The organism is Acidimicrobiales bacterium, assembly GCA_022452035.1.
Classification (GTDB): Bacteria; Actinomycetota; Acidimicrobiia; order Acidimicrobiales; family MedAcidi-G1; genus UBA9410.
This window is the reverse complement of sequence record JAKURV010000003.1, coordinates 54447-76700: the sequence shown is the minus strand read 5'-3', so window position 1 is coordinate 76700 and position 22254 is coordinate 54447. Positions and strand designations below refer to the sequence as shown.

At 68.9% G+C, this 22254-nt stretch carries 22 protein-coding genes and 1 tRNA gene; 13 read left to right on the top strand and 10 right to left on the bottom strand.

Annotated elements, in window-relative coordinates; genetic code table 11:
• Nucleotides 1-35 precede the first annotated feature (35 nt).
• From thrC to MK181_02185, 5 genes are all read right to left on the bottom strand, one after another.
• Nucleotides 36-1418 carry a threonine synthase gene (gene thrC / locus MK181_02205; protein MCH2418607.1) on the bottom strand — a complete coding sequence of 461 codons (1383 nt, stop codon included), beginning with the start codon at nucleotides 1416-1418 and terminating at the stop codon, nucleotides 36-38.
• A gap of 17 nt (nucleotides 1419-1435) precedes the next feature.
• Nucleotides 1436-2734, bottom strand: a complete 1299-nt coding sequence (locus MK181_02200; GenBank protein ID MCH2418606.1) for a homoserine dehydrogenase — start codon at nucleotides 2732-2734, stop codon at nucleotides 1436-1438.
• A gap of 67 nt (nucleotides 2735-2801) precedes the next feature.
• The gene (gene lysA / locus MK181_02195) at nucleotides 2802-4073 is read right to left on the bottom strand and encodes a diaminopimelate decarboxylase (protein MCH2418605.1); all 1272 of its coding nucleotides are present in this window, start codon (nucleotides 4071-4073) and stop codon (nucleotides 2802-2804) included.
• 2 nt (nucleotides 4074-4075) lie between these two features.
• Nucleotides 4076-5704, bottom strand: a complete 1629-nt coding sequence (locus MK181_02190; GenBank protein MCH2418604.1) for an arginine--tRNA ligase — start codon at nucleotides 5702-5704, stop codon at nucleotides 4076-4078.
• Between the two features lie 130 nt (nucleotides 5705-5834).
• Nucleotides 5835-6734, bottom strand: a complete 900-nt coding sequence (locus tag MK181_02185; GenBank protein MCH2418603.1) for a DMT family transporter — start codon at nucleotides 6732-6734, stop codon at nucleotides 5835-5837.
• A gap of 124 nt (nucleotides 6735-6858) precedes the next feature.
• On the opposite strand from MK181_02185, the gene MK181_02180 reads away from it, so the two are divergent.
• From MK181_02180 to MK181_02160, 5 genes are read left to right on the top strand one after another with little or no spacing between them, the layout of a single operon-like run.
• Nucleotides 6859-7926 (top strand): phosphate/phosphite/phosphonate ABC transporter substrate-binding protein, encoded by a 1068-nt coding sequence (locus MK181_02180; GenBank protein MCH2418602.1) that lies wholly within the window; start codon nucleotides 6859-6861, stop codon nucleotides 7924-7926.
• Between the two features lie 46 nt (nucleotides 7927-7972).
• Nucleotides 7973-8755 carry a phosphonate ABC transporter ATP-binding protein gene (gene phnC, locus MK181_02175; GenBank protein MCH2418601.1) on the top strand — a complete coding sequence of 261 codons (783 nt, stop codon included), beginning with the start codon at nucleotides 7973-7975 and terminating at the stop codon, nucleotides 8753-8755.
• Entirely contained in the window at nucleotides 8752-9558 is an 807-nt protein-coding gene (phnE, locus tag MK181_02170) for a phosphonate ABC transporter, permease protein PhnE (protein ID MCH2418600.1), read from the top strand. Before phnC ends, phnE (MK181_02170) begins: the two co-directional genes overlap by 4 nt.
• 1 nt (nucleotide 9559) lies before the next feature.
• Complete coding sequence (phnE, locus tag MK181_02165) at nucleotides 9560-10450, top strand: phosphonate ABC transporter, permease protein PhnE (GenBank protein MCH2418599.1); 891 nt, start codon at nucleotides 9560-9562, stop codon at nucleotides 10448-10450.
• A gap of 39 nt (nucleotides 10451-10489) precedes the next feature.
• Complete coding sequence (locus tag MK181_02160) at nucleotides 10490-11428, top strand: ROK family protein (protein ID MCH2418598.1); 939 nt, start codon at nucleotides 10490-10492, stop codon at nucleotides 11426-11428.
• Nucleotides 11429-11466: 38 nt separating this feature from the next.
• Here the strand turns inward: MK181_02160 and MK181_02155 are convergent, their stop codons facing one another.
• Nucleotides 11467-12159 carry a dienelactone hydrolase family protein gene (locus MK181_02155; GenBank protein ID MCH2418597.1) on the bottom strand — a complete coding sequence of 231 codons (693 nt, stop codon included), beginning with the start codon at nucleotides 12157-12159 and terminating at the stop codon, nucleotides 11467-11469.
• Between the two features lie 234 nt (nucleotides 12160-12393).
• Between MK181_02155 and MK181_02150 the strand changes: the two genes are divergently transcribed.
• Together MK181_02150 and MK181_02145 are read left to right on the top strand one after the other, a co-directional pair.
• Nucleotides 12394-12468 (top strand) — tRNA-Arg (locus MK181_02150).
• A 95-nt stretch (nucleotides 12469-12563) separates the two neighbouring features.
• Nucleotides 12564-13703, top strand: a complete 1140-nt coding sequence (locus tag MK181_02145; GenBank protein MCH2418596.1) for a Coenzyme F420 hydrogenase/dehydrogenase, beta subunit C-terminal domain — start codon at nucleotides 12564-12566, stop codon at nucleotides 13701-13703.
• A 33-nt stretch (nucleotides 13704-13736) separates the two neighbouring features.
• Here MK181_02145 and MK181_02140 read toward each other — a convergent pair whose 3' ends face one another.
• Nucleotides 13737-14090: a hypothetical protein gene (locus MK181_02140; protein MCH2418595.1), complete on the bottom strand. Its 354-nt coding sequence runs from the start codon at nucleotides 14088-14090 to the stop codon at nucleotides 13737-13739.
• Between the two features lie 41 nt (nucleotides 14091-14131).
• On the bottom strand, nucleotides 14132-14809 hold the full coding sequence (locus tag MK181_02135) for a uracil-DNA glycosylase (protein ID MCH2418594.1): 678 nt from the start codon (nucleotides 14807-14809) through the stop codon (nucleotides 14132-14134).
• 25 nt (nucleotides 14810-14834) lie between these two features.
• On the opposite strand from MK181_02135, the gene MK181_02130 reads away from it, so the two are divergent.
• The 5 genes from MK181_02130 to MK181_02110 all read left to right on the top strand — a co-directional run bounded on the left by MK181_02130 (nucleotide 14835) and on the right by MK181_02110 (nucleotide 19297).
• The gene (locus tag MK181_02130; protein ID MCH2418593.1) at nucleotides 14835-15470 is read left to right on the top strand and encodes a histidine phosphatase family protein; all 636 of its coding nucleotides are present in this window, start codon (nucleotides 14835-14837) and stop codon (nucleotides 15468-15470) included.
• A 22-nt stretch (nucleotides 15471-15492) separates the two neighbouring features.
• Nucleotides 15493-16905: an MBL fold metallo-hydrolase gene (locus tag MK181_02125; protein MCH2418592.1), complete on the top strand. Its 1413-nt coding sequence runs from the start codon at nucleotides 15493-15495 to the stop codon at nucleotides 16903-16905.
• Nucleotides 16906-16916: 11 nt separating this feature from the next.
• Complete coding sequence (locus MK181_02120; GenBank protein MCH2418591.1) at nucleotides 16917-17417, top strand: DUF3090 family protein; 501 nt, start codon at nucleotides 16917-16919, stop codon at nucleotides 17415-17417.
• Nucleotides 17407-18198, top strand: a complete 792-nt coding sequence (locus MK181_02115; GenBank protein MCH2418590.1) for an SCO1664 family protein — start codon at nucleotides 17407-17409, stop codon at nucleotides 18196-18198. The genes MK181_02120 and MK181_02115 overlap by 11 nt, the downstream gene beginning before the upstream one ends.
• A 94-nt stretch (nucleotides 18199-18292) precedes the next feature.
• Nucleotides 18293-19297: a hypothetical protein gene (locus tag MK181_02110; protein MCH2418589.1), complete on the top strand. Its 1005-nt coding sequence runs from the start codon at nucleotides 18293-18295 to the stop codon at nucleotides 19295-19297.
• Between the two features lie 40 nt (nucleotides 19298-19337).
• On the opposite strand, the gene MK181_02105 is transcribed toward MK181_02110, so the two are convergent.
• Together MK181_02105 and MK181_02100 are read right to left on the bottom strand one after the other, a co-directional pair.
• Complete coding sequence (locus MK181_02105; GenBank protein MCH2418588.1) at nucleotides 19338-20306, bottom strand: electron transfer flavoprotein subunit alpha/FixB family protein; 969 nt, start codon at nucleotides 20304-20306, stop codon at nucleotides 19338-19340.
• Between the two features lie 9 nt (nucleotides 20307-20315).
• A complete protein-coding gene (locus MK181_02100; protein ID MCH2418587.1) occupies nucleotides 20316-21095 on the bottom strand; it encodes an electron transfer flavoprotein subunit beta/FixA family protein in 780 nt (259 codons plus the stop codon).
• A gap of 187 nt (nucleotides 21096-21282) precedes the next feature.
• Between MK181_02100 and MK181_02095 the strand changes: the two genes are divergently transcribed.
• Nucleotides 21283-22248 carry a hypothetical protein gene (locus MK181_02095; protein MCH2418586.1) on the top strand — a complete coding sequence of 322 codons (966 nt, stop codon included), beginning with the start codon at nucleotides 21283-21285 and terminating at the stop codon, nucleotides 22246-22248.
• The last annotated feature ends 6 nt before the right edge of the window (nucleotides 22249-22254 follow it).

Genomic DNA, 22254 nt, shown 5'->3' with positions numbered 1-22254 from the left:
AGAGAGGCTGGTGGGGACCACCGCGTCACCGCCGGTCATCGGACACGCCGGTGCGCCTCGACGAACTCTTGGACGACGACCAGGTCGTTGGGCATCCGGGTCAGGCGTTCCGGGCGGTCGTGGAGGTCGGCGAGGCGGTCCGGTAGTTCGGGCCGGACCCCGGTGGCCGCCTCGACGGCGTCGGGGAACTTGGCTGGGTGGGCCGTGGCCAGGGCCACCAGAGGGACCGAGGGGTCGCGGCGGGCGGCCCGACCGGCCAGCACGCCGACCGCGGTGTGGGGATCGAGCACGATCCCCGACCGGTCGGCCTCGGCGGCGATGCAGTTCTTAACCACGTCGTCGCCGAAACGGGCCGCGGACCAGGTACTGGATAGGGCGGCATGATGTTCCGGGTCCAGCTGGAAGCGGCCGGTGGACCGGAAGGCGTCCAGGCGGGCGGCCACCTCAGCGCCGTCGCGGTCCAAGATCTCGTACAGCAGCCGCTCGAGGTTGGACGAGATCTGGATGTCCATGCTGGGCGAGGTGGTCGGTACCACCTCGGCGATGGTCATGGTGCCCTCGGTGAAGAACTGCGTCAGAACGTCGTTGGTGTTGCTCCCGACCACTAGTTGGGGGACCTCTAGGCCGGCATGTCGGGCCACGTGTCCGGCAAAAACATTCCCGAAGTTCCCGGTGGGCACGGCGAATGCCACCGGCGACCGGCGACCCCCCAGTCGCTCGGCGGCCACCACGTAGTAGACGACCTGGGCCATCACCCGGGCCCAGTTGATGGAGTTCACGGCCGACAGCCGCACCCGGTCCCGGAAGGCCACGTCGGCGAACATGGCCTTCACCAGGTCCTGGCAGTCGTCGAAGGTGCCCTCCACGGCCACGTTGTGCACGTTGTCGGCGTCCACGGTGGTCATCTGGCGGCGCTGCACGTCGGACACCCGGTCGGCTGGGTGCAAGATGATGACGTCAACGTTTTCGCGGTCTCGACAGGCTTCGATGGCCGCCGATCCCGTGTCGCCCGATGTCGCACCCACGACGGTTACCCGCTGGCCTCGCCGGTCTAGCTCGTAGTCGAAGAGCCGCCCGACCATCTGGAGGGCCACGTCCTTGAAGGCCAGCGTCGGGCCGTGAAAGAGCTCCAGCAGGTGAATGCCGTCGTGCAACTCGACGAGCGGTGTCACCTCCGGGGCGTCAAATGTGGCGTAGGCGTCGGACACCATGGCGGCGAAGTCGTCCCGGCTGATGGCGTCGCCCACGAACGGGGCCATGACCTCGATCGCCGTCTCCACGTAGTCACCCCGCCCGCCCTCGGTCAGGGTCGGCCAGGACTCCGGCACGTACAGCCCCCCGTCGGAGGCCAGACCGGCTAGGAGGGCGTCACCGAACTCCAGGGCCGGGGCTGCCCCGCGGGTGCTGACGTAGCGCATGGCGGTCTCGACGTCGGTCAGTCGCCGATGACCCGCAGCACGCTGCCGACGGCCCGCACGGCGTCTAGGGAACGGAGGTCCTGAAGGGTGGAACGCAGGTCGCGCTCCCGGGCTCCGTGGGTGATGAACACCAGGCGGGCCTCGCCACCTAGGCCCTCCTGTTCCATGGAGCGGATAGACACGCCGTGCTCGCCGAACACGGTGGCCACCTGGGCCAGGACCCCCGGGCGGTCGTCCACCTCGAGGTTGAGGTAGAAGGCGGACGTCACGTCGTCGATGGGGGCGATCCGGGCCCGCTCCAGGTCCCCGATGACCGCACCGTGTCCCCGGTGGAGGTTCCCCGCGGCGTCGATGAGGTCGCCTAGCACGGCCGAAGCGGTCGGTCGTCCACCGGCGCCCCGTCCGTAGAGCATGAGGTCGCCGGCCGCCCCGCCTTCCACGAATACCGCGTTGAAGCTGCCGTTTACCGAGGCCAAGGGGTGGTCCAGCGGGACCAGCGTTGGGTGTACCCGCACTCCGACTTGGGGCCGACCGTCCTCGTCGACCGTCTGTTCGGCCACCGCCAGCAGCTTGATGCAGTGCTCCAGATCGGCGGCGAACTCGATGTCGTCCACCGTGATCCCTGAGATGCCCTCGTGGTATACGTCACCGGCCACCACCCGGGCGCCGAAGGCCAGCGTGGCGATGATGGCCGCCTTGGCTCCGGCGTCGAAGCCCTCTACGTCGGCGGTTGGGTCGCTCTCGGCGTAGCCCAAGCTCTGGGCCTCTGCCAGAGCGTCGGCGTAGCTGGCCCCCTCGTCGGCCATGCGAGTCAGGATGAAATTGGTCGTGCCGTTGACGATTCCCATGACCCGTCGGATCGGCTCGCCGGCCAACGACTCACGCAGGGGTCGCATAATCGGGATGGCCCCGGCCACCGCGGCCTCAAACAGGAGGTCCACGCCGTTGGCCTCGGCCAGGGCGTAGAGCTCGGCACCGTGGTTGGCTAGGAGTTCTTTGTTGGCCGTCACCACCGGCTTGCCGGATGACAAGGCGGCCGCCAACAGTTCGCGGGCCGGCTCGATCCCTCCCATCAGCTCGACCACCACGTCAACCTCGGGATCGGCTACCACCGAGGCGGCGTCCGTGGTGAAGGCGTCGTCGTCGACCGGAACGTCCCTGTCGATGGCTGTGTTGCGCACCGCGATGCGGGTCACCGACAAGTCCAGCCCGGTCCGCCGGAGCACCTCGTCACGGCGTTCGGCGACGAGGACGGCCAAGGCGGCGCCCACGTGGCCGCAGCCCAGCATTCCGACGCGGATCGGGGAGGACTCCATGGGACAGACGGTACCGCTCGGGGTGGCTCGGCAAGGCGCCGATTCGGGGTCCCGTCCCCTCCGCTGGTCAGCCCTCCCGGCTGATCAGGTCCTCGAAGGTCTCGCGTCGCACTACCTGGCGGGCCCGGCCGTCGGCCACGAACACCACAGCGGGTCGTAGGACCTGGTTGTAGTTGGAGCCCATGGAGTGTCCGTAGGCCCCGGTGACCGGCGTAGCCAGCACGTCTCCCACCACCATGTCCTCGGGGACCCAGCCCTCGCGGACCAGGAGGTCGCCCGACTCGCAGTGCTTGCCCACCACCCGTACGGCACGCGGACGATCGCCATTCGTGGACCGGGGTAGGAAGGTCTCGTAGCCCGAGCCGTAGAGCACAGGGCGGGGGTTGTCGCTCATCCCACCGTCGACGGCCACGTAGGTCCGGATCCCGGGCAGGTCCTTGACAGTCCCCACCCGGTAGAGGGTCACGGCGGCCGACGCCACGATGGCCCGACCCGGTTCGGCCGAGACCGATGCCGTAACCCCTGCCGCCTCGCAGACGGCCCGGATGCCGGCCGCCCATTCGGTGATCGACGGGGCCGACTCCCCCTCCACGTACGGCACACCCAGGCCGCCACCCACCGAGAGCTCGGGCAACCCGAAGGGTTCGGCGAAGTCCACCAGGACCTCGACAGCCCGGGAAAAGGCCCCGACCTCGAACACCTGGCTGCCGATATGGGCGTGTAGCCCGACCAGCTCAACGGCGTCGGACGCCGTGGCCCGTTCCACGGCCGCCTCGGCCAGGCCGGACGACACCGTGAAGCCGAACTTGGAGTCGTCCTGGCCGGTGGCCACGAACTCGTGGGTGTGGACCTCCACTCCCGGCGTGATCCGCAACAGGACCTGAGGCCGGGACCCGGTCCGGGCGGCCAGGTCGTCGAGGCGGTCCAGTTCGTCAAACGAGTCGACGACGATCCGGCCCACGCCCTCATCCAGGGCCATGGCTAGCTCGCTATCGCTCTTGTTGTTGCCGTGGAGGACCAGGCGGTCGCCGGGCACCCCAGCGTGACGGGCCACATACAACTCGCCACCGGTGGCCACGTCCAGGCACATGCCCTCCTCGTAGGCCAGGCGGGCCATGGCGCCACAGAGGAAGGCCTTGGAGGCGTAGGCCACGCCGTCCCCGAAGGCGGCCACCGCCTCCCGGCAGCGGCTCCGCAGGTGGTCCTCGTCGTACACGAAGAGCGGCGTGCCGTATTCATCGGCCAGGTCCACCAGGTCGCATCCGCCAATCGAGGCCCGGCCGTCCGGTCCGACCGACGCCGAGTCGGGCAGCAGGTGGAGGGGGATGGCACCAGCCACGATCAGTCCTCCCCGTCGACCGGGTCGCGCCACATCTCGGTCGGTGCGCTCACGCCCAGCAGGTCCAGGGCGACGGCCAGGCCGATGCGCGCCCCCTCGACCAGCCACAGCCGGGCCGTCGTGGTCGCTGGGTCGATCCCGTCTCCCAGCACGCGGCAGTCGTGGTAGAAGCCGTGGAACGACGACGCCATCTCGCGGACCCATGTGGTGACCTGGTGCGGCGCCCGCTCCCGACAGGCCCGCTCCACGATGTCCGGCAGCTCGTGCAAGGCCCGCAGGATCTCCAGCTCGCGGGGATGCACGAGTAGGGACAGGTTGGCGTCGACCGGCGAGCCCCGACGGCTTCCCGCCTCGTCGGCCCGTCGGACGATCGAGTGGATCCGGGCGTGGGCGTACTGCACGTAGAACACCGGGTTCTCGTTGACCTGACTGGCCACTAGGTCCAGATCGAAGGTCTGGGGGGAGTCGACGGACAACAGGAGGTAGGTGAAGCGGGCCGCGTCGGCGCCCACCTCGTCCACCACCTCGGTCAGCTCGACCATCTCGCCGGTCCTCTTGGAGAGTCGAACCTCCTGGCCGTCTCGCTGGAGGCCGACCAGCTGGGTGATCGCGATCTCCAGGTCACCGGGGTCGTGTCCCAGCAGGGCCATGGCGGCGTGCATCCGGGCCACGTAGCCGTGGTGGTCGGCACCAAAGACGTTCACCAGGAGGTCGGCCCGGCCGAACTTGTCCCGGTGATAGGCCACGTCGGGCATCAGATAGGTGGGCTCACCGTCCCCCTTGATCAGCACCCGATCCTTGTCGTCGCCATACTCGCTGCTCCGTAGCCAGACAGCGCCGTCCTCCTCGTACACGGCGCCGGCGACCCGTAGGTCGGCCAGCGTCTGGTCGATGGCTCCGCTGGCCATCATGGACCGCTCGCTGAACCAGGTGTCGAAGTGGATGGACAGCGACTCCAGGACGGACTGGTGGGCGGCCAGCGCCCGCGTGTAACCCCACTCCAGCGGGTCGGCGTCGGTCGGCATCTCAGCCGCCCAGTCCACGATGTACTGCCCGTGATAGCCGTCGTCGGGAACCTCCTGTCCGGCGGCCCGAGCGGCCAGCGAGGTGGCGAAGCTCTGCATCTGGATACCGCGGTCGTTGATGTAGAACTCGCGCTCCACCTGGTAGCCGCACCGCTCGTAGAGGCGGGCCACCGAGTCGCCGTAGCAGGCGCCACGACCGTGCCCGGCGTGGAGCGGCCCGGTCGGGTTGGCGCTCACGAACTCCACGATGACCTTGGCCCCGGCCCCGTGGTTATTCCTGCCCCACCCGTCGGTCCCGGCGTCTACCACGTCGGCCAGCACCTCGTGGAGCCACGAGTCAGCCAGTCGGAAATTCACGAAGCCCGGCCCGGCCACCTCGACGCCAACTACGTGGGACGGCGGGGCGGTCGATAGGTGGTTGGCCAAGGCGGTTCCCAGCTCGCGGGGGTTTTGACCGGCGACCTTCGCCGAGGTCAGGGCCACGTTGGTGGACCAGTCCCCGTGGTCAGGGTTGGCCGGCCGCTCTAGTTGGACCACGTCGGGCAATGGGTCGACCCCGAGGTCGGTCAGGGCGGTGCGAACCGCGTCGATGAGGGTGTGGCGCACGTCCATAGCCGGTTCCAGCAGTCGGGAAGGCCCACCGGGCAGGTCCCGGTCGGTCCTGCCGATGCTACCGGGGGTGTCGGGGACCCTCGGGTGCGCTTTGTCCGCCGTTATGGACCCCGGGACTCTTTGCTCAGCTTGGCTCGGCGTGCAGCCGAGCGTCCTGTCGCACCACGAGGACCAGGGCACCCAGCACCACGGCCATGCCCACCACCTGAGGGACAGCCACCCGCTGGTCTAGGACCAACCAGGCGCCCACTGTGGAGAGGACCGGGATAGCCAGGGTCAGGAGGCCGGCCAAGGTGAGGCTGACGTGGAGGTGAGCCCAGTTCATGAAGAAGTGCCCAGTTCCGGGGATAGCCAGCAGGAGGGCCAGGACCCCCCACTGCGACCACGACGGGAAGGCGGGAACGATTTGACCGGCCTCCACGGCGGCTATGGGAAGCAGCACCACGGCCCCGATGGTCATCGAGGCGGCCTGAAGTGTGAACGTGTCGATCTGCTGGCGGACGTCCTTGACGAGGATGAAGTAGGCAGAGAACAGGACCATGGCGACCACGGCGAGAAGGTCTCCCGTCAGGTGGCCCTCGGGCCGGACCTCGCCTCCAGCCCCGTACATCACCAGGGCCACGCCGCCGATGGCCAGTAGGGCCACGCCGACTAGCCACCGCCCGACTCTCTCCCGGTAGCGGCGCGACGCCACGGCCATCAGCACGATGGGCTGGAGAGCCCCGATGGTGGTGGCGTTGGCCACGGTGGTGTGGTGGAGGGCAACGAAGAAGGCCCCGAGTTCTAGGGAGAACGTGACGGCCACCGGGAGGACCCGGCGCACCACGGCCCAGGTGATGCGCCGCCCGCTGGCGTGGAGGACCGCCCAGTAGACCACCGACCCCAGCACGAGCCGCCAGAACCCGGTCTGGAGGCCGGGCATGTCGAACCCGGCCACGATGACGTTCCCGGTCGACCAGCAGCAGACGGCCGCGGTCGCCGATACCCGGCCGAGGCCCGTTTGGTCTCGGATGGGGCCCGGCATCGCGGCACCCTACGCCCGGTCCCTGGGCAGCCCAGCACGGGTGATGCAGGGATCGTCTCGCTTGACTACGGTCGCGGCGTCGGCGAGCCACCAGGGGTCGCCACCAAGTTCGTGGGGAGGTCCCATGAAGGCTCGTTCACTACTCGCACTGCTACTCACTCTGGGCCTACTGGCCTCGGGGTGTTCCGACGACGGGGGGTCGACCGCCGGCGACGGGACCTGGCCGGACAGCATCACGTTCGGTTTCGTCCCCAGCTCGGAGCAGGAGGCGCTCCAGGACAACATCCAACCCTTCATGGACGTGTTGTCCGAGGCCCTCGGTATCGAGGTGGAGGGCGTGGTGACCACCGACTACACCGGCCTGGTCACGGCCATGGGAACCGGCAAGGCTGACCTGGGGGCCTTCGGGCCGTTCGGCTACACGCTGGCCCAGCAGCAGTTCGGAAATATGGAGGTGCTGATCCAGGCCATCCGGTACGGGTCCGCCACGTATCACGGCCAGTGGATGACCAACGACCCATCGCTGTGCGACACGGCGCCCGAGTCGGGTACGGCCCTGGAGAACACGGACAACGGAGTGGTCCAGGTCGGTGCCCTGGAGGCCGTGGCGTTGCAGGTCGGCGTCTACTTCGGCGATTCCGGCAAGGCCCTCGGCGAGTCGGTGGACGCCGGCGACGTATCGCCTGGGACCTCCTGCATGGCTGACCTGTCCAAGGTTAAGGGCAAGCGGGTGGCCTTCACCTCCGAGTCGTCGACCTCCGGTTACCTGTTCCCGGCCCTGCAGCTGATTGAGGCAGGTATCGATCCGGTAAACGACATCACCCCGATCTTTACCGGCGGACATGATGCCGCCGTGATTGCCGTCTACAACGGCGATGCCGATGTCGGTGTGTCCTACGACGATGCCCGGCGCACGCTGCGCAAGGAGAAGACCGACGTGGGTGACAAGGTGATCGTGTTCAATGTCACCGGTGAGGTCCCCAACGACGTGGTGGCCGCCAGTTCGCTGCTGCCCGACTCGTTGCAGAACGCCGTCTACGACGCCATCTACGCCTACCTAGAGACCGAGGAGGGTGAGGCGGTGTTCGACGAGGCCTACGGCTGGACATCGATCCGTCGAGCTGTCGAGTCTGACTTCGATATCGTCCGAAAGGCAGCTGAAGCCCTCGGGATCACCGAGGCCCCCGGCTGATCGGGGTACCGAAACCGACGACCACGACACAACCGACGCACGGGCCGTGATCCGGTTCGACGACGTCTCGGTGACCTACCGGGGCGGCGTTCAGGCGCTGCGCAACGTGGACCTCCGGGTCGACGACGGTGAGTTTGTTGTGGTCGTCGGGCTTTCGGGGGCGGGCAAGTCCACGCTCCTTCGAGCCCTGAATGGCCTTGTGCCGGCCACCTCCGGGTCGATCACCATCGACGGGACCGAGGTGGTCGGCGCCGGAGCCGCCGAGTTGAGGGTCATCCGTTCGCGGATCGGGATGATCTTCCAGACGTTCAATCTGGTGCACCGCACCTCGGTACTGAACAATGTGCTTATGGGACGCCTGTCCGCCGTCCCGGCCTGGCGGTCCACTCTTGGGCTCTGGCCGTCCACCGAGCGCGAGGCGGCCCTCCAAGCCCTTGAGCGAGTGGGCATTGTCGAAAAGGCGTACGTACGGGCCTCCAACCTGTCCGGCGGACAGCAGCAACGGGTGGGCATCGCTCGGGCCCTGGCCCAGGAGCCGGCAGTAATGCTGGCCGACGAGCCGGTGGCCGCTCTGGACCCGGTCACCAGCCGGCAGGTCATGGGAGATCTGCAGCGCATCAACCGCGAGATGGGGATCACCACGCTGGTGAACCTGCACTTCTTGGACCTGGCCCGGGAGTTCGGAAGCCGGTTGGTGGGCCTGCGGGACGGCGAGGTGGTCTTCGACGGCGACATCTCCGACGTCACTGACGTCACCTTCCAAGAGATCTACGGCAGGGCGATCACCGACGACGACCTCTTGGCCGTCGATGCTGAGCCCGCCGGGTGAACACACCCCTAGTCGGGACTACCACGGGGCGGCCGTCTCGCCCCCGCCGCGGCCTCCGACTGTGGCCGGTGGTCGGTGCCCTGGCCGCCTACACACTGTTTGCCGGCCACAAGGTCGGCTTTGACGCCTCCACGTTCTGGAACGTTTGGTCGAACCCCCTGTGGGAGAAGTTCTGGCCCATCCCGTGGGACTGGGTCCTGGATCGGCACAACGTGTTGGACCCCCTGGTCGAAACCCTCCAGATCGCTGTGGTCTCCACTCTCATCGGTTGCACCCTGGCCCTCCCCTTGGCCTTCGCCATGTCCCCGTTGACCTCTCCGAACCGGGTAACCCTGGTGGTCAGCCGGTCAGCCATGAACGTGGTCCGGGCGGTACCTGACCTCTTCTGGGCCAAGTTGCTGGTCACCGCGGTGGGGGTCGGGGCGTTCGCCGGTTCTTGGGCCCTTTCGGTCTTCTCCCTGGGCGTGATGGTGAAGTTGTTTAGCGAGACCATCGACGGTGCCGATCCCCGACCGCTGGAGGCGGCCCGGGCGGCCGGCGGCCGCCACGGTCCCGTGGTCCGGACCGGCGTCCTGCCCACCGTCCTTCCCGAGTACGTGGCCTACGGGCTGTACGTGTTCGAGTTGAACATCCGGGCATCGGTGGTGCTGGGCCTGGTGGGCGCCGGGGGCATCGGACGGGTGGTCGAGGCCCAACGGCAGTACTTCCGGTTCGACCGGGTACTGGGCGTGCTGGTGCTGGTTTTTGTGGTCGTCTTCGTGATTGAGCAGGTCAGCGTGGCCATCCGCAGGCGGCTGGTCTGACATGTCTGCCAACCCGACCATCGCCTCTCCGGACCGACCGGTCGCCCCCACCAGGTCGGGTCGCCGCGCTGTGGCGGCGGCGATCCTGGTCGTGGTTGTCGGCTGGTCGGTATCTGGCCTGGGCGTCTCGCTTGACCGTCTGCTCGGTGCACCCGGCGATGCCTGGGACATTTTCCGTCGCATGGTCCCGCCAGCCTTTGCCGAAGCCGCTGAGCGCGGGGTGGTGGGCAAGGTGCTGGAGTCGGTGCACATTGCGTGGATCGGCACCCTTATCGGGGCCACGCTGTCCTTACCGTTGGCTTTCCTAGCCGCCGAGAATGTGGCACCGGCTGCGGTTCGGATCCCGGTACGCCAGTTGTTCAACGTGATCCGTGCCGTACCGGAGCTGATCTTGGCCGTGATTCTCATCCCGATCACCGGGCTGGGCCCGTGGGCCGGTGCGCTCGCCATCGGGATCCACTCGGTGGGCACCCTCGGCAAGTGGGCTACCGAGACTATCGAGGGGGTGGACACCGGGCCTCTGGAAGCGGTGGCGGCTACCGGGGGCCGGTGGGTGTCGGGAATGCGCTGGGGGGTCGTGCCTCAGATCCTGCCCGTGGTGACCTCTCAGTGGCTGTTCCGCTTCGAGATCAACGTGAGGGCGTCGGCGGTGCTGGGCATGATCGGCGCCGGCGGCGTGGGCTCTGAGCTGGTGTCCCAACTGGTGTTTCGCAACTTCCCGGCAGTAGGCGCCGTGCTGTTGATGACCATCGCCGTGGTGTTGAGCATCGACACTGCCTCGGCCGCGGTGCGGCGACGGATCATCCGGGGTGCCGCCACGTCCTCGGGCATCGACTCCGACGAGGACCGCAACGCCGCAGTGCTAGCCGACCTGACCGGCCTGGGTCGCTGAGCCGACTCGGCCTCACAGGACAGCCGTAACCTCGATCCCATGATCGTTGGGATCGACGTCGGGGGGACGAAGGCGTCAGCCCTGCTGGTCGACGCCGGGTCGGCGGCTGTCGTCGACCGGGAGCGAGCGTCCAGCGTCGAGGACGGTCCGGCCCTGGTAGCCGCCCTGGCCACTCTGGTGGCCGCCCTTCGGGACCGCAGCCCGGAGCCGGTGGAGGCCGTGGGCCTGGGCATCGCAGGCCTGGCCGACCAGGCGGGCACGGTGACGTGGTCGCCCAACCTTCCGGGGGCCGTCGGCCACCCGGTAGGACCCGAGTTGGAGCAAACCGTCGGGCTCCCGGTGACAGTGGGCAACGATGCCTTGGCGGCCACCCTGGCCGAAGCCCGGTTCGGAGCGGGCCGGAACTGCGACGACCTGGCCCTGGTAACTCTGGGAACGGGCATCGGCGGTGGCTTCGTCCTGGGAGGACGCCTCCACCGGGGCGCCCACGGGTTCTCCGGCGAACCAGGCCACATGGTGGTAAACGCCGCCGGGCCGGTGCACCTCTCCGGCCACCGGGGCCCATGGGAGCACTATGCCTCGGGCAACGCCCTGGGGCGCCTCGGCAGCGAGGCCGCAACGACCGGGGCCTTCGACCGTGGGGTGGCCCTGGCGGGCTCCCCGAACGCCGTCACCGGGTACCACGTCGTCGAGGCGATGGCCGACGGCGACCCGCAAGCCGCTGAGGTGTTCGACCAGTGGTGCACCGAGGTGGCCCGCGGGGTGGCCAACCTGGTCGTCCTCTTGGACCTGTCCCGGGTCGTGCTGGGTGGCGGGCTGGCCGACGTCGGCGAGCCGCTGCGCGACGGGGTGGCGACAGCCCTGGCCGGCCTGGTCCCCGGAGCGGACTCCCGGCCCCCGGTCGAAGTCGTGTTGGCCCAACTAGGTCCGGACGCCGGGGCGATAGGCGCCGCCCTGTTGGCCGTCGACCCGGGCTGAGCTACCGGGCGGTCCGACCCGGTATCAGCAAGTGGGTGTCAGAGGTGAGCGCCCAGAAAGGCCAGCGTGCGAGCCCACGCCGTGGCGGCGGCGGCCTCGTCCCAGGTCCCCAGCGGGTTCTCCTCGTTGGCAAAACCGTGCCCGGTGCCCTCATACACGTGGAACACCACGTCGCGGCCCGCCTCCCGGAGTTCTGCGCCCAGAGCGTTGATGGCCTCCGGAGGGAAGAAGTCGTCGTTCTCGGCCAGGTGGCCCTCCACAGCAGCCGTCAGACCCGACCAGTCGGGCGCGCCGTCACCGAGAGGGGCACCGTAGAAAGGGGCGGCGGCGGCTACCCGGTCGCCCTCCCGGGCAGCGATCAGCAGGGCGAGCATCCCGCCCATGCAAAAGCCGGTCACACCTACGGCCTCACCGGTGGTGGTATCCAAGGAGAGCAGGTGGTCGATAGTCGCCGACATGTCACGGGCCGCCCGGTCGGGTGGCAGGGAGGTCATCAGCTCGCCGGCCCTGTCCATCTCTGTGTGCTCGGCCATCTCCCCGTGGTAGAGGTCGGGGGCCAGGGCCACAAAGCCCTCCGAGGCCAGGCGGTCGCACACCCCTTTTATCTGGGGGACGAGGCCCCACCATTCCTGGAGCACGACCACGCCGGGGCCACGGCCACCGTCCGGTACAGCCAGGTAGCCACCGGCTGTTGTCCCATTGGCCGGGAACTCGACCATCGTTCCGCTCATCGCTCCTCCTGCCCTTCTTTCTTCTGTCTGGTCTCAGGGATCGTAGGCATCAGGAACGGTTCGCCGCTTGGAGATCTCGTATTCCGATCGGTCGGCTAGAAGGCAATCGGGTCGGTAGCAATCAACAATCACTCCGGTCCGCGGTAGTTGTCCCCACAGGCCCGACCAGCGCCAACTGCAGACCCTTCGCAGCGATCGGGGCATCCTGAGGTCGGGGTAGCCTGACCCGTCCCGGCCCCTGTAGCTCAGCGGATAGAGCATCGGCTTCCGGAGCCGTGTGCACAGGTTCGAGTCCTGTCAGGGGCGCCACCAATCGCAGACACCGCTGACCCCTGAGAGGGTGGTGTTTCCTACCGCACGGTCCGGGACTCGGACGACCGCGAGACCATGGCTAGTGTCGGCCCGTGGCTGCACCCCGCGAGAAGTGGTCCTTCCAGTGGAAGGAGCTTTACGACGAGGTCATCACCTCGGGGCTGTGCACGGGGTGTGCTGGTTGCGTGATCGCCTGTCCGCATGACGTCATCGGATACGAGCACGAGCCCGGGAAGTACCGCCCGTTCCACCTGGAGGAGGAGCTGGGACTCGACGATTGCGGCCACGGCCAGAAGGGCTGTACGTCCTGCACCCGGGCCTGTCCCCGGTTCCGAGACTGGGAGACCGAGGCCGACCGGCACTTGTTCGCCCGGGAGCGCCGACCAGATGAGATGTCCGGCGTCTACAAGGACATCTTGCTCACCCGAGCCTCCGACGATGCCGTGCACACCGTGGGCCAGGACGGAGGCCTGGTCTCGGCGATCCTCATCTGGTGCTTGGAAAATGGCGTCATCGACGGTGCCCTGACCTCCCACCTGGAGCACGACGGGAGTTGGAAGGCCGTACCGGCCGTGGCCACCGACCGGGAATCGGTACTGGCCGGAGCGGGGAGCCGTTACACCTACTCGGCCAACACGTTGGCCATTCCCGAGGCTTTGGACCGGGGTCTGTCTTCACTGGCCCTGGTGGGGATGAGTTGCCAGACGTCGATCGGACCGGTGATGTGGCACCGCAAGGTCGGCAAGGTCGGCAAGCCGATCAAGTTGAACATTGGCCTGCTGTGCTCCAAGTCGTTCGACGACTCCATCTTCGAGGAGCTGTTCTTGGCCAAGTACCGCCTCCGCAAGGAGGACATGGTCAAGATGAACATCAAGGGCGTGTTCCAGATCTGGATGCGCAACGGCGACTACCACGAGGTCAACCTCAAGGAGTGCCATGCCTGGACCCGGGAGGGGTGCGACTACTGCCCCGACTTCGCCGCCGAGCACGCTGACATCTCGACGGGTGGTATCGGCGAGAACAACGACTGGACCCTGACCATCGTGCGGACCGAGCTGGGACGCCAGATCATCATGCAGATGCTGGCCGAGGGTGTGATCGAGGGACGGCCGGGCGACAGCGACCCCGGAGCCATCGCCCTCATGCATCGCCTGTCGGCCAAGAGCCGTGAGCGGTGGCCGGAGTGGGCCAACCCGACGGCCCGGGTGGGTTTGCCCGTCAGGGCCGGCTGAAATGCCGACGGCCCCCGGGCCGCCAGAAGCCAGTTAGGCGCCGCAGGTCTCCGTGGCCTCCACGAACCAGCCGTAGTGCTCGCCCAGCATGGCGACCGTGACGTCGTCCCGGTGTTTGTCGATGAAGTCGTCGAGGCCCTTGAACTCCTCGAATGTCACCGCAGACTGCACCCGGTCCAAGACGCACCCGCAGAAGTCCTTGGCCCGGACCGTCGCGAGATCGTCGTTGGCTGCCAGGCAGGCCGCTGTGAACTCCCGTTCAACGAGGCCCTCCCCGGTCTCGTCGGCCTGGTCCTCCCAAGAGACGGGCTCCCCGGAACTCATACAGCCGGAAGCCAAGACGACCACGGCGAGAGCGGCCAGGAGGCAACGGAGACGGTTCACCACGGCGCCGAGGCTACCGGCCCGTCGACCTACCCCCGTCCCGGTCACCGACCGTCGGCCAGCCCCTGGGCCCGGTTCAACACGGCGTCGAACATGGGACCGGTGAGCCGACCGGTGAACGTGTTCTGCTGACTGACGTGGTACGAGCAGAGGATGGTCCGACCGTCGGGCAGGGGTGCTTCCACCCCGTGGCCAAAGTCCGGCCGCGGACGCAGCCCGAAATCGGCGGCCGCCGCTACGTAGCCGATCCGGCCCAATGCGACGACGACCCTGACCCGCTCCAGGGCCTCCACCTCCCGCTGGAAGAACGGCCGACAGGCCGCCCTTTCGTCGGGGGTGGGCTTGTTGGCCGGTGGGGCGCACTTGACCGGCGCCGTGATGAACACGTCGTCCAGCACCATGCCGTCGTCGCGGCCCACGGCCTCTGGCTGGCTGGCCAGGCCTACCCGGTGGAGCGCCGCGAACAGGAAGTCTCCCGACCGGTCCCCGGTGAACACCCGTCCCGTCCGGTTGGCCCCGTGGGCAGCTGGGGCCAACCCCACGACCAGGATCCGGGCCCGCGGGTCGCCAAAGCCGGGAACCCCCCGACCCCAGTAGTCCTGGTCCCGGAAGGCAGCCCTCTTCTCAGCGGCCACCTGTTCTCGCCACGCCACGAGGCGCGGACAGGCCCGGCAGGACACCACCTCGTCGTGCACCGTCTGCAGCGCCCGGCCACCGTCCACGAAGGCAGGGTAGGTTCAGCGACCGATGGCCCCCACCCTCGTGCTCTATGTCCGTCACGGCCACACCCCGACTACCGGGGCACGTCTCCCCGGTCGGGCCCCCGATCTGCACCTCTCAGACGAGGGGCGAGCCCAAGCCGAGGCTGTGGCCCGTCACCTGGCCGACCGGGCGCCCGGGCTGCCCGGCGGAGCCATCGCCGCCGTCTACGCCTCGCCCATGGAACGGGCCCAGGAAACGGCCGCACCCATCGCCCGGGCTATCGGGTGCCGGGTTCGGACGGCTTCCGGGCTGAACGAGTGCGACTTCGGCGCCTGGACCGGTCGTCGCCTCCGGGAACTCCGCAAACTGAAGTCTTGGGCAACCGTGCAGGACCAGCCGTCAACCTTCCGGTTCCCAAAGGGCGAGTCGTTCGCCGGGATGCAGGACCGGATCACCGGCCAGGTGGACTCCTTGGTTTCCCGGCACCCCGGCCAGGCCATCGTGTGCGTCTCCCATGCCGATCCCCTGAAGGCGATCCTGGCCCGCGACCTGGGCACCCCGCTGGACCTCTTCCAGCGGCTGGAGGTCAGTCCGTGCTCGGTGAGCGCCGTACTGCACGGGTCACACCGACCCCACATCTTGGGCATCAACGCCACCGGCCACCTGGCCGACCACCCCTGAACCCCCGACGGAGGCCCCCAAGGTGACCGACTCGCCATCCGCCCTAGAACACGGTGACCTAGGCCTCGACGTGGCCGAGTGCACGGCGGCCCGCATCGACTTGGTGGTGGGCTACCCGGAACTCATGGCCCGGGTGGCCGAGGGGGGCTCCTTTGGCGGCGAGTACTCCCGACCCGCCGGCCAGGCCATGTTCAACCGCCACTCGGGGCCGGCCGTAGAGGACCTTCGGGCCAAAACCCGGGTGGTCGAGGTAGCCCCCCGGTCATGGCTGGTCCGCCTGCCCCTCGTGAACAGCGCCGTGTTCGAAACCGACGATGGCCTGGTGGTTTGTGACACGGCGATGGCGCCCGGCGGGCCCGCCCTGCTGGAGGCCATTCGCTCGGTGTCCGACAGCCCGATCCACACCATCGTGTACAGCCACGGCCACGTTGACCACGCCTACGGGACCTGGGCCCTCCTAGAGGACGAGACCACGATCGCCGCTGGAGGGCCCCGGATCGTGGCCCACCGGGGCGTCGCTGACCGTTTCGACTACTACCTCCGGCTCCGAGGCTCACTGGCCCGCTACATGAACCAGCCCCCCCACCACCTGCCCACCTCTCGCGACGACCTAGCTTGGCCGACTGAGACCTTCGACGAGCGCCTCGTGCTGACCGTCGGCGGCGAAGAAATCCACTTGGTTCACCACCCAGCAGAGACCGACGACCAGTGCTACGCCTGGTTCCCCGACCGCCGGGCCCTCTACAGCGCCGACTACTACCAGGGCTTCCTGCCCAACTTGGGCAATGGCAAGCGGACCCAGCGGGGCACCGACGACTGGGTCCTGGCCATGAGGGAGATGGCAGACCTGAGCCCGCTCTTTCTGTTCCCCGGCCACGGCGAGCCGATCACCGACCCCGAACTGATCCGATCCGAGTTCCACCTCCTGGCCGACGCCCTCGAGCACATCATCGACCACGTGGTCGACGGCCTGAACCGTCGCCTCCGCAAGGACCTCATCGTGGACACGCTGGACTGGCCGGAACGCTTCGCCGACCACCCGACCCTGGCCATCCAGTACGTCACCCCCGGGGACATCGCCCGGATGGTCATCAAGCGCTGGACGGGATGGTGGGACGACATCCCCTCGCACTGGTCCCCGGCCCCCCTGGTCGACCAGGCGGCCACCATCGTGGACCTGGCCGGCGGCCTGGGCCCGCTGGTGGCCCGGGCGCGCTCGCTGGTGGACGCCGACGTGGCACAGGCCTGTCACCTGGCCGACTGGGCGTGGTACGCCGACCCCCACCACCCGGACGTCCAGCAACTGGTGGTCGACGCCTACACGGCACGCGTCATGGACCCGGCCTCCAACACCCAAGAGATCCTCGTGTACCTCGACCAGGCGGCGGCCGCCCGAGCTCTCCAACTCCGGACCGCCGGACACCCCGACTCGTAGGCTCGTCAGCGATGGAACGGCCGGAAATCGACTGGGACGACACCGACGCCTTCACGGCCGGGACCACCGGACCGCAGGGGCGGCGGGTGTTCTTCCTCCAGGCCCGCCGGGCCGGACAGGTGGTCTCCCTGAAGTTGGAGAAGCAACAGGTGGCCGGGTTGGCCGAGTTCCTGCACGGCCTGATGGGCGACCTGCCGCCGATCGACGAACCGGCCGTCGAGGTAGCGGAGACGTCGGCCCGGTTCGAGGACCCCGAGGAAGCCGACTGGGTGGTCGGCAGCCTCGGGGTGACCTACCAGCAGTCCACCGACCGCCTGGTCCTTATCGCCGAGGAACTACTGCGGGACGAGGACCTGGTCCCAGCCCAGGCCCGGTTCCCGATGCGCCGCGAGCTGGTGGCCGCCTTCATCGTCCGGGCCCGGGAACTAGTGGCGGCCGGCCGACCACCGTGCCCGTGGTGCGGCGCACCGCTCGACCCCGCGGTCGACGGCTGGTGCCCCTGTGCCAACTGACGCCCCAGCGCCGCCAGACCCGGCCACCGGAGATGGAGCCCCCAGCCCCTTCCGGGCCCGGGGCCCGATCGACGACGCGACGGCCGTAGAAGTGCTAGCCGCCGGTCGCCTGGAAGTCTTGGGTCGCATGCCGTGGACCTCGAACGCCACCTTCCTGGTGGACGTCACCCCACCGGACGACGGCCCCCTTCCCCTAATCCAGGGCGTCTACAAGCCGGGGCGCGGCGAGCGACCCCTCCACGACTTCCCCCCCGGCCTGTACCGGCGGGAGGCCGCGGCGTGGGAGCTGGCCAACCTCCTCGGGTGGGGTCTGGTCCCCCCGACGATCGTCCGCGACGGCCCGTTCGGAGAGGGATCGGTCCAGTTGTACGTGCCGTGCGACTACGAGGAGCACTACTTCACCCTCCACCACGACCCGGACCGGGTAGCCGACCTCCGTCGCCTGGCCGCCTTCGACTTGGTGGCCAACAACGCAGACCGCAAGGCGGGCCACGTCCTCGCCGGCCTCGACGGCCACCTGTGGGCCATCGACAACGCCCTGTGCTTCCACCACCAGTTCAAGGTCCGGACCGTGGTCTGGGACTTCGCCGGCGATCCGCTCGGCGACGACCTGGCAGGCGACCTAGGCCGCCTGCTTTCCGACGGCCTAAGTGACGGGCTGGCCGACCTCCTCGACCCGTTCGAGCGGGATGCCGTGGTGACCCGGGCCCGGGCCGTGCTGGACGCCGGCGAACTCCCGGCCGACCCCAGCGGGCGGCGGGTTCCGTGGCCGCTGGTGTGACCATCGGTTGGAAGGTGGATCTCGTGACCCTCCACGTGGGCACCGGTCGCACCACCGCAGCCGCCCGGCGGGACACTGCCCGGGTGGGGACCCGGTGAGCGGCCCCGGCCTCGACCGCCTGCTGGGTAACGGCGACCTGGACGGGCTACTCCGCCTGGTCGATGAGGCGTGTGACGGCTGCGCCTGGGACGACCTGGAACAGGTGGCGCTCCGGGCCCGGAAGGCCCACGATCGCGGCTACCAGCTGTGGCCGGCCGCCGACCATGCCGAACACCGGTTAGCGCTGGAGGCACCCGCCGACCGTGCCGCAGCCGCCGTGCTACGCGACGCCCCCACGTTCGGTTTGGCCCCTCTGGCCGAGGTGGTGGCCTCCACCCACCGGTGGGTCGACCTCGAACCCCACTTCCCGATCGACGCTGGCCCGGTCCGGTCGGTGGTGGCCCACGAACGGGTCGCCCGGGGTGAGGACCTCACGGGGACGGACCTGGCCGAGGACCCGCTTGGACTTCCCCTGACCCTCGCCCCATGGGAACCCCGCCTCGAGGGGCCGGCCATCGGGGCCTACTCCGTGGAGGACCCCGTCCCGGCTCCCGGGCCCACTCGCACCGTCGACGCCGTGGACGACGCACCACCTGCCGGACTGGACGGAGATCCCGGGTTGGCCGCCCTCGGAGACCTGACCGCCGTGTGGGCCGAGCAGTCCAATGGCCTTCGGAGGGCCGCTGCGGTCCGGGGAACCGCAGCCCAGGCCGTGGCCTCGCTCAGCGGGCACCCCGGTCGCCACCACAGGTTGCCGGTCGATGAGGCGTTAGGGCTGCTGGCATGGGCCGGGGCATCTGGAGGCGCCCACGGTCGGCGTCGGGGCATGGCCCGTGGCCGCTTCGAAGCCTGGTGGTGCGCGGCGGCTCTCACCGGCCTGGACGAGGCTTGGCCCCCCGACGGGGAGGACCTGGGAGGAGCGGTCGCCGAGCTCAGGTGGTGGCGGTGGGACGATGGAACGCCACCCACCGGCTGGCATCTGCTGATAGCCGTCGAGGACCCGGCCGATGGGCTGGCATGGGCATTGGACGCCCGGGACGTCGCTGACCGGACCAGTTGATCCGGGTCGCCGGAGCGGTCGCCTCGACGGCCGGCGGCCCTTAGCCTCGGGCCTGGAGCGCCTCGATCAGTTTGGGCAGGACCTTGTGCACGTCGCCCACGATGCCGAGGTCGGCCACGCCGAAGATCGGCGCCTCCTCGTCCTTGTTGATGGCGATGATGTTGGCTGAACCCTTCATTCCCACTAGGTGCTGGGTCGCACCGGAGATGCCACAGGCCAGGTAGACGGTCGGCTTGACGACCTTGCCGGTCTGGCCCACCTGGTACGAGTAGGGCACCCAGCCGGCATCCACTACGGCCCGTGACGCCCCTGGGGCGCCCTTCACCAGCTTGGCTAGCGACTCGATCATCTCGTACTTCTCAGGATCGCCCAACCCCCGGCCGCCAGAGACCACGACGGCCGCCTCGTCCAACTTCGGACCGCTGCTCTCCTCGACGAAGCGCTCGCGCACAGTGGCCGCCCCGGTGTTCCCGAGGTCGCCGACAGCCAGTTCGGCCACGTCAGCCAGCCCGCCGCCCGACTCCTCGGCAGCGAATGACTTGGGACGGACCAGGAAGATGGCCAGGCCGTCGTCGGTGAAGCCGGTGGTCACGTCGGTGGTCCCGCCGAAGACCGGCTCGCTGCCCAGCAGGCGGTCGCCGTCGACCGCCAGGTCAACAACGTTGGTGATAACTGGGCGGTCGATCCTGGCCGACAGGCGGCCGGCCACGTCGCGGCCGTCATACGAGGTGGCGCACAGCAGGATGTCTGGACCGGAACCTGCCTCCACGGCACCGGCGATGGCCGAGGCCACCCGGGGGCCGGCTAGCGCTCCCTCAATGTCGCCGATGGTGTGGACGGTGGTGGCCCCGTGGGCACCCAGCGGACCGGCCACGGATGCGGCGTCGCCCGACATGACCACTTCGACGGTGTCGGCCAGGTCGCGGGCCTTGGTCAGCATCTCTAGCGTGGACGCGGTGGCACCGGCCTCCGTGGCTTCGCCGAACACCCAAATCTTCGAGATTCCCATGATGACCTCCTACAGGACCTTGAGATCGTCCAGGAACGCCAGGATGCGCTCGTGGGCGTCGCCCTCGTCGTGGATGATTTCGCCGGCCTCGCGGGCGGGCGCCTCGGTGATCTCGGTGATCTCCTGGCGTGCACCGGCCCAGCCGACGGTGGCCGGGTCGATGCCCAGACCTGCCAGATCGAGTTCCTCGACCGGCTTGTTCTTGGCAGCCATGATCCCCTTGAACGAGGGGTACCGGGGCTCGACCACGCCGGCTGTTACCGAGACCACGGCGGGGAGCGGGCACTCCACCTCGTCGTAGCCGGCCTCCGTTTGTCGGCGGACGGTGGCCGTGCCACCGGACACCTCGATCTCCTTGCCGAAGGTCACCGACGGCAGCCCGAGCAGCTCGGCCACCTGGACGGGGACCGTTCCCGTGTAGCCGTCGCTGGATTCGGTAGCGGTCAAGACCAGGTCGGGCTCGTAGCGCCGGATGGCGGCGGCCAGGACCTTGGCCGTGGATAGGGCATCCGAGCCGGCCAGGGCCTCGTCGCTGATCAGCACAGCACCGGCGGCGCCCATGGCCAGGGCGGTCCGGAGGCCGCCTACCTCATTGTTGGGGGCCATCGACACCAGGGTGACCTCACCCTCGCCAGCGGCGTCCACCAACTGCAGGCCCATCTCGACCCCGTAGGAGTCGGACTCGTCCAAGATGAGCTTGACGTCCCTCTTGAGGGTCCTGGTCTCCGGATCCAACACCCCGGGGTCGGCCGGATCGGGAATCTGCTTCACACACACGACGACGTTCATGTCGCAAAGTGTGCCCGACGAGGACGAGAACCGGACCATCCGTGGAAGGTGTTTTCGCGATGGTCGTCGGTCACCAGCGGTCTCCGGCCCCAAGGTGGCCCGCGACGTAGGGTTCGTCTGTGGTCGACGATCCGTTTCAGGACGGCACCCCCGGATCTCCCGCCCGCCGCGACATGGCCACCGTGTCGTGAAGATCCTCCTGGTGGTCAACCCCTCGGCCTCGTCGGTCACGGCCCGGACCCGGATCGTGATCCAGAAGGCCTTGTCGGCCGACCACCGCCTGGAGGTAGCGGCCACTACCCGGCGGGGCCACGCCACCCGGCTGGCCCAGAGCGCTGCCAAGGACGGAATGGACGTGGTGGTCGTCCTGGGTGGTGACGGGACCCTGAACGAGGCAGCTAACGGCCTGGTCGGCACCGACACAGCGTTGGCTGCCCTCCCCGGCGGGTCAACCAATGTGTTCGCCCGGACCCTGGGCCTGCCCGACGACCCGGTCGAGGCCACGGGAGCTCTGCTGGACGCCGTCGAGGCGGCCTCCATCCGACGAATCGGGCTCGGGTCCATCAACCAGCGATACTTCCTGTTCCATGCCGGCGTGGGCTTCGACGCCGCGGTGGTCGAACAGGTGGAGCGCCGGGGCGGTCTCCTGAAGCGGTTCGCCGGACACCCCCTGTTCATCGTGGCGGCCGTCGACACGTGGCTACGGCATTACGACCACCGGAACCCGACCTTCCGGGTGGCTACCAGGGTCCTCGGCGACGAGGAGGCCCCTCACCCGTCGACCGGGGTACCCGGGGTGTTCGCGGTGTTCCTGAACACTGACCCGTACACCTATCTGGGCACCCGGGGCCTGTCGCTGGCCCCCGGTACCACTCTGGACGACCCGTTGGCCGCCATCACCTTCCAGAGCCTGTCCCCGGCCCGCCTACTGCCGGTGGTTGCCGCTTCGCTCGGCCTGACCCGGTCGTCACCGGCCGCCAACCCGACGGTCAACTTCCGGTCCGACGTCACCGAAGCCACGGTGGTCGCGTCGAGGGCCGTGCCGTGGCAGGTCGACGGCGACTATCTAGGAACGGCCACCGAGTTGGTGGTAAACCACCAGCCGGACGCCTTGGACCTGGTGGTCCCTCTGGCGTCGGCTGCCTTCGACTGACTTCGG

Bases quoted from the DNA above. Each gene is read 5' to 3' on its own strand.
- thrC (MCH2418607.1), bottom strand. From the start codon at position 1,418: ATGCGCTACGTCAGCACCCGCGGGGCAGCCCCGGCCCTGGAGTTCGGT.
- MK181_02200 (MCH2418606.1), bottom strand. From the start codon at position 2,734: ATGGAGTCCTCCCCGATCCGCGTCGGAATGCTGGGCTGCGGCCACGTG.
- MK181_02185 (MCH2418603.1), bottom strand. From the start codon at position 6,734: ATGCCGGGCCCCATCCGAGACCAAACGGGCCTCGGCCGGGTATCGGCG.
- MK181_02180 (MCH2418602.1), top strand. From the start codon at position 6,859: ATGAAGGCTCGTTCACTACTCGCACTGCTACTCACTCTGGGCCTACTG.
- phnE (MCH2418599.1), top strand. From the start codon at position 9,560: ATGTCTGCCAACCCGACCATCGCCTCTCCGGACCGACCGGTCGCCCCC.
- MK181_02160 (MCH2418598.1), top strand. From the start codon at position 10,490: ATGATCGTTGGGATCGACGTCGGGGGGACGAAGGCGTCAGCCCTGCTG.
- MK181_02155 (MCH2418597.1), bottom strand. From the start codon at position 12,159: ATGAGCGGAACGATGGTCGAGTTCCCGGCCAATGGGACAACAGCCGGT.
- MK181_02130 (MCH2418593.1), top strand. From the start codon at position 14,835: ATGGCCCCCACCCTCGTGCTCTATGTCCGTCACGGCCACACCCCGACT.
- MK181_02120 (MCH2418591.1), top strand. From the start codon at position 16,917: ATGGAACGGCCGGAAATCGACTGGGACGACACCGACGCCTTCACGGCC.
- MK181_02105 (MCH2418588.1), bottom strand. From the start codon at position 20,306: ATGGGAATCTCGAAGATTTGGGTGTTCGGCGAAGCCACGGAGGCCGGT.
- MK181_02100 (MCH2418587.1), bottom strand. From the start codon at position 21,095: ATGAACGTCGTCGTGTGTGTGAAGCAGATTCCCGATCCGGCCGACCCC.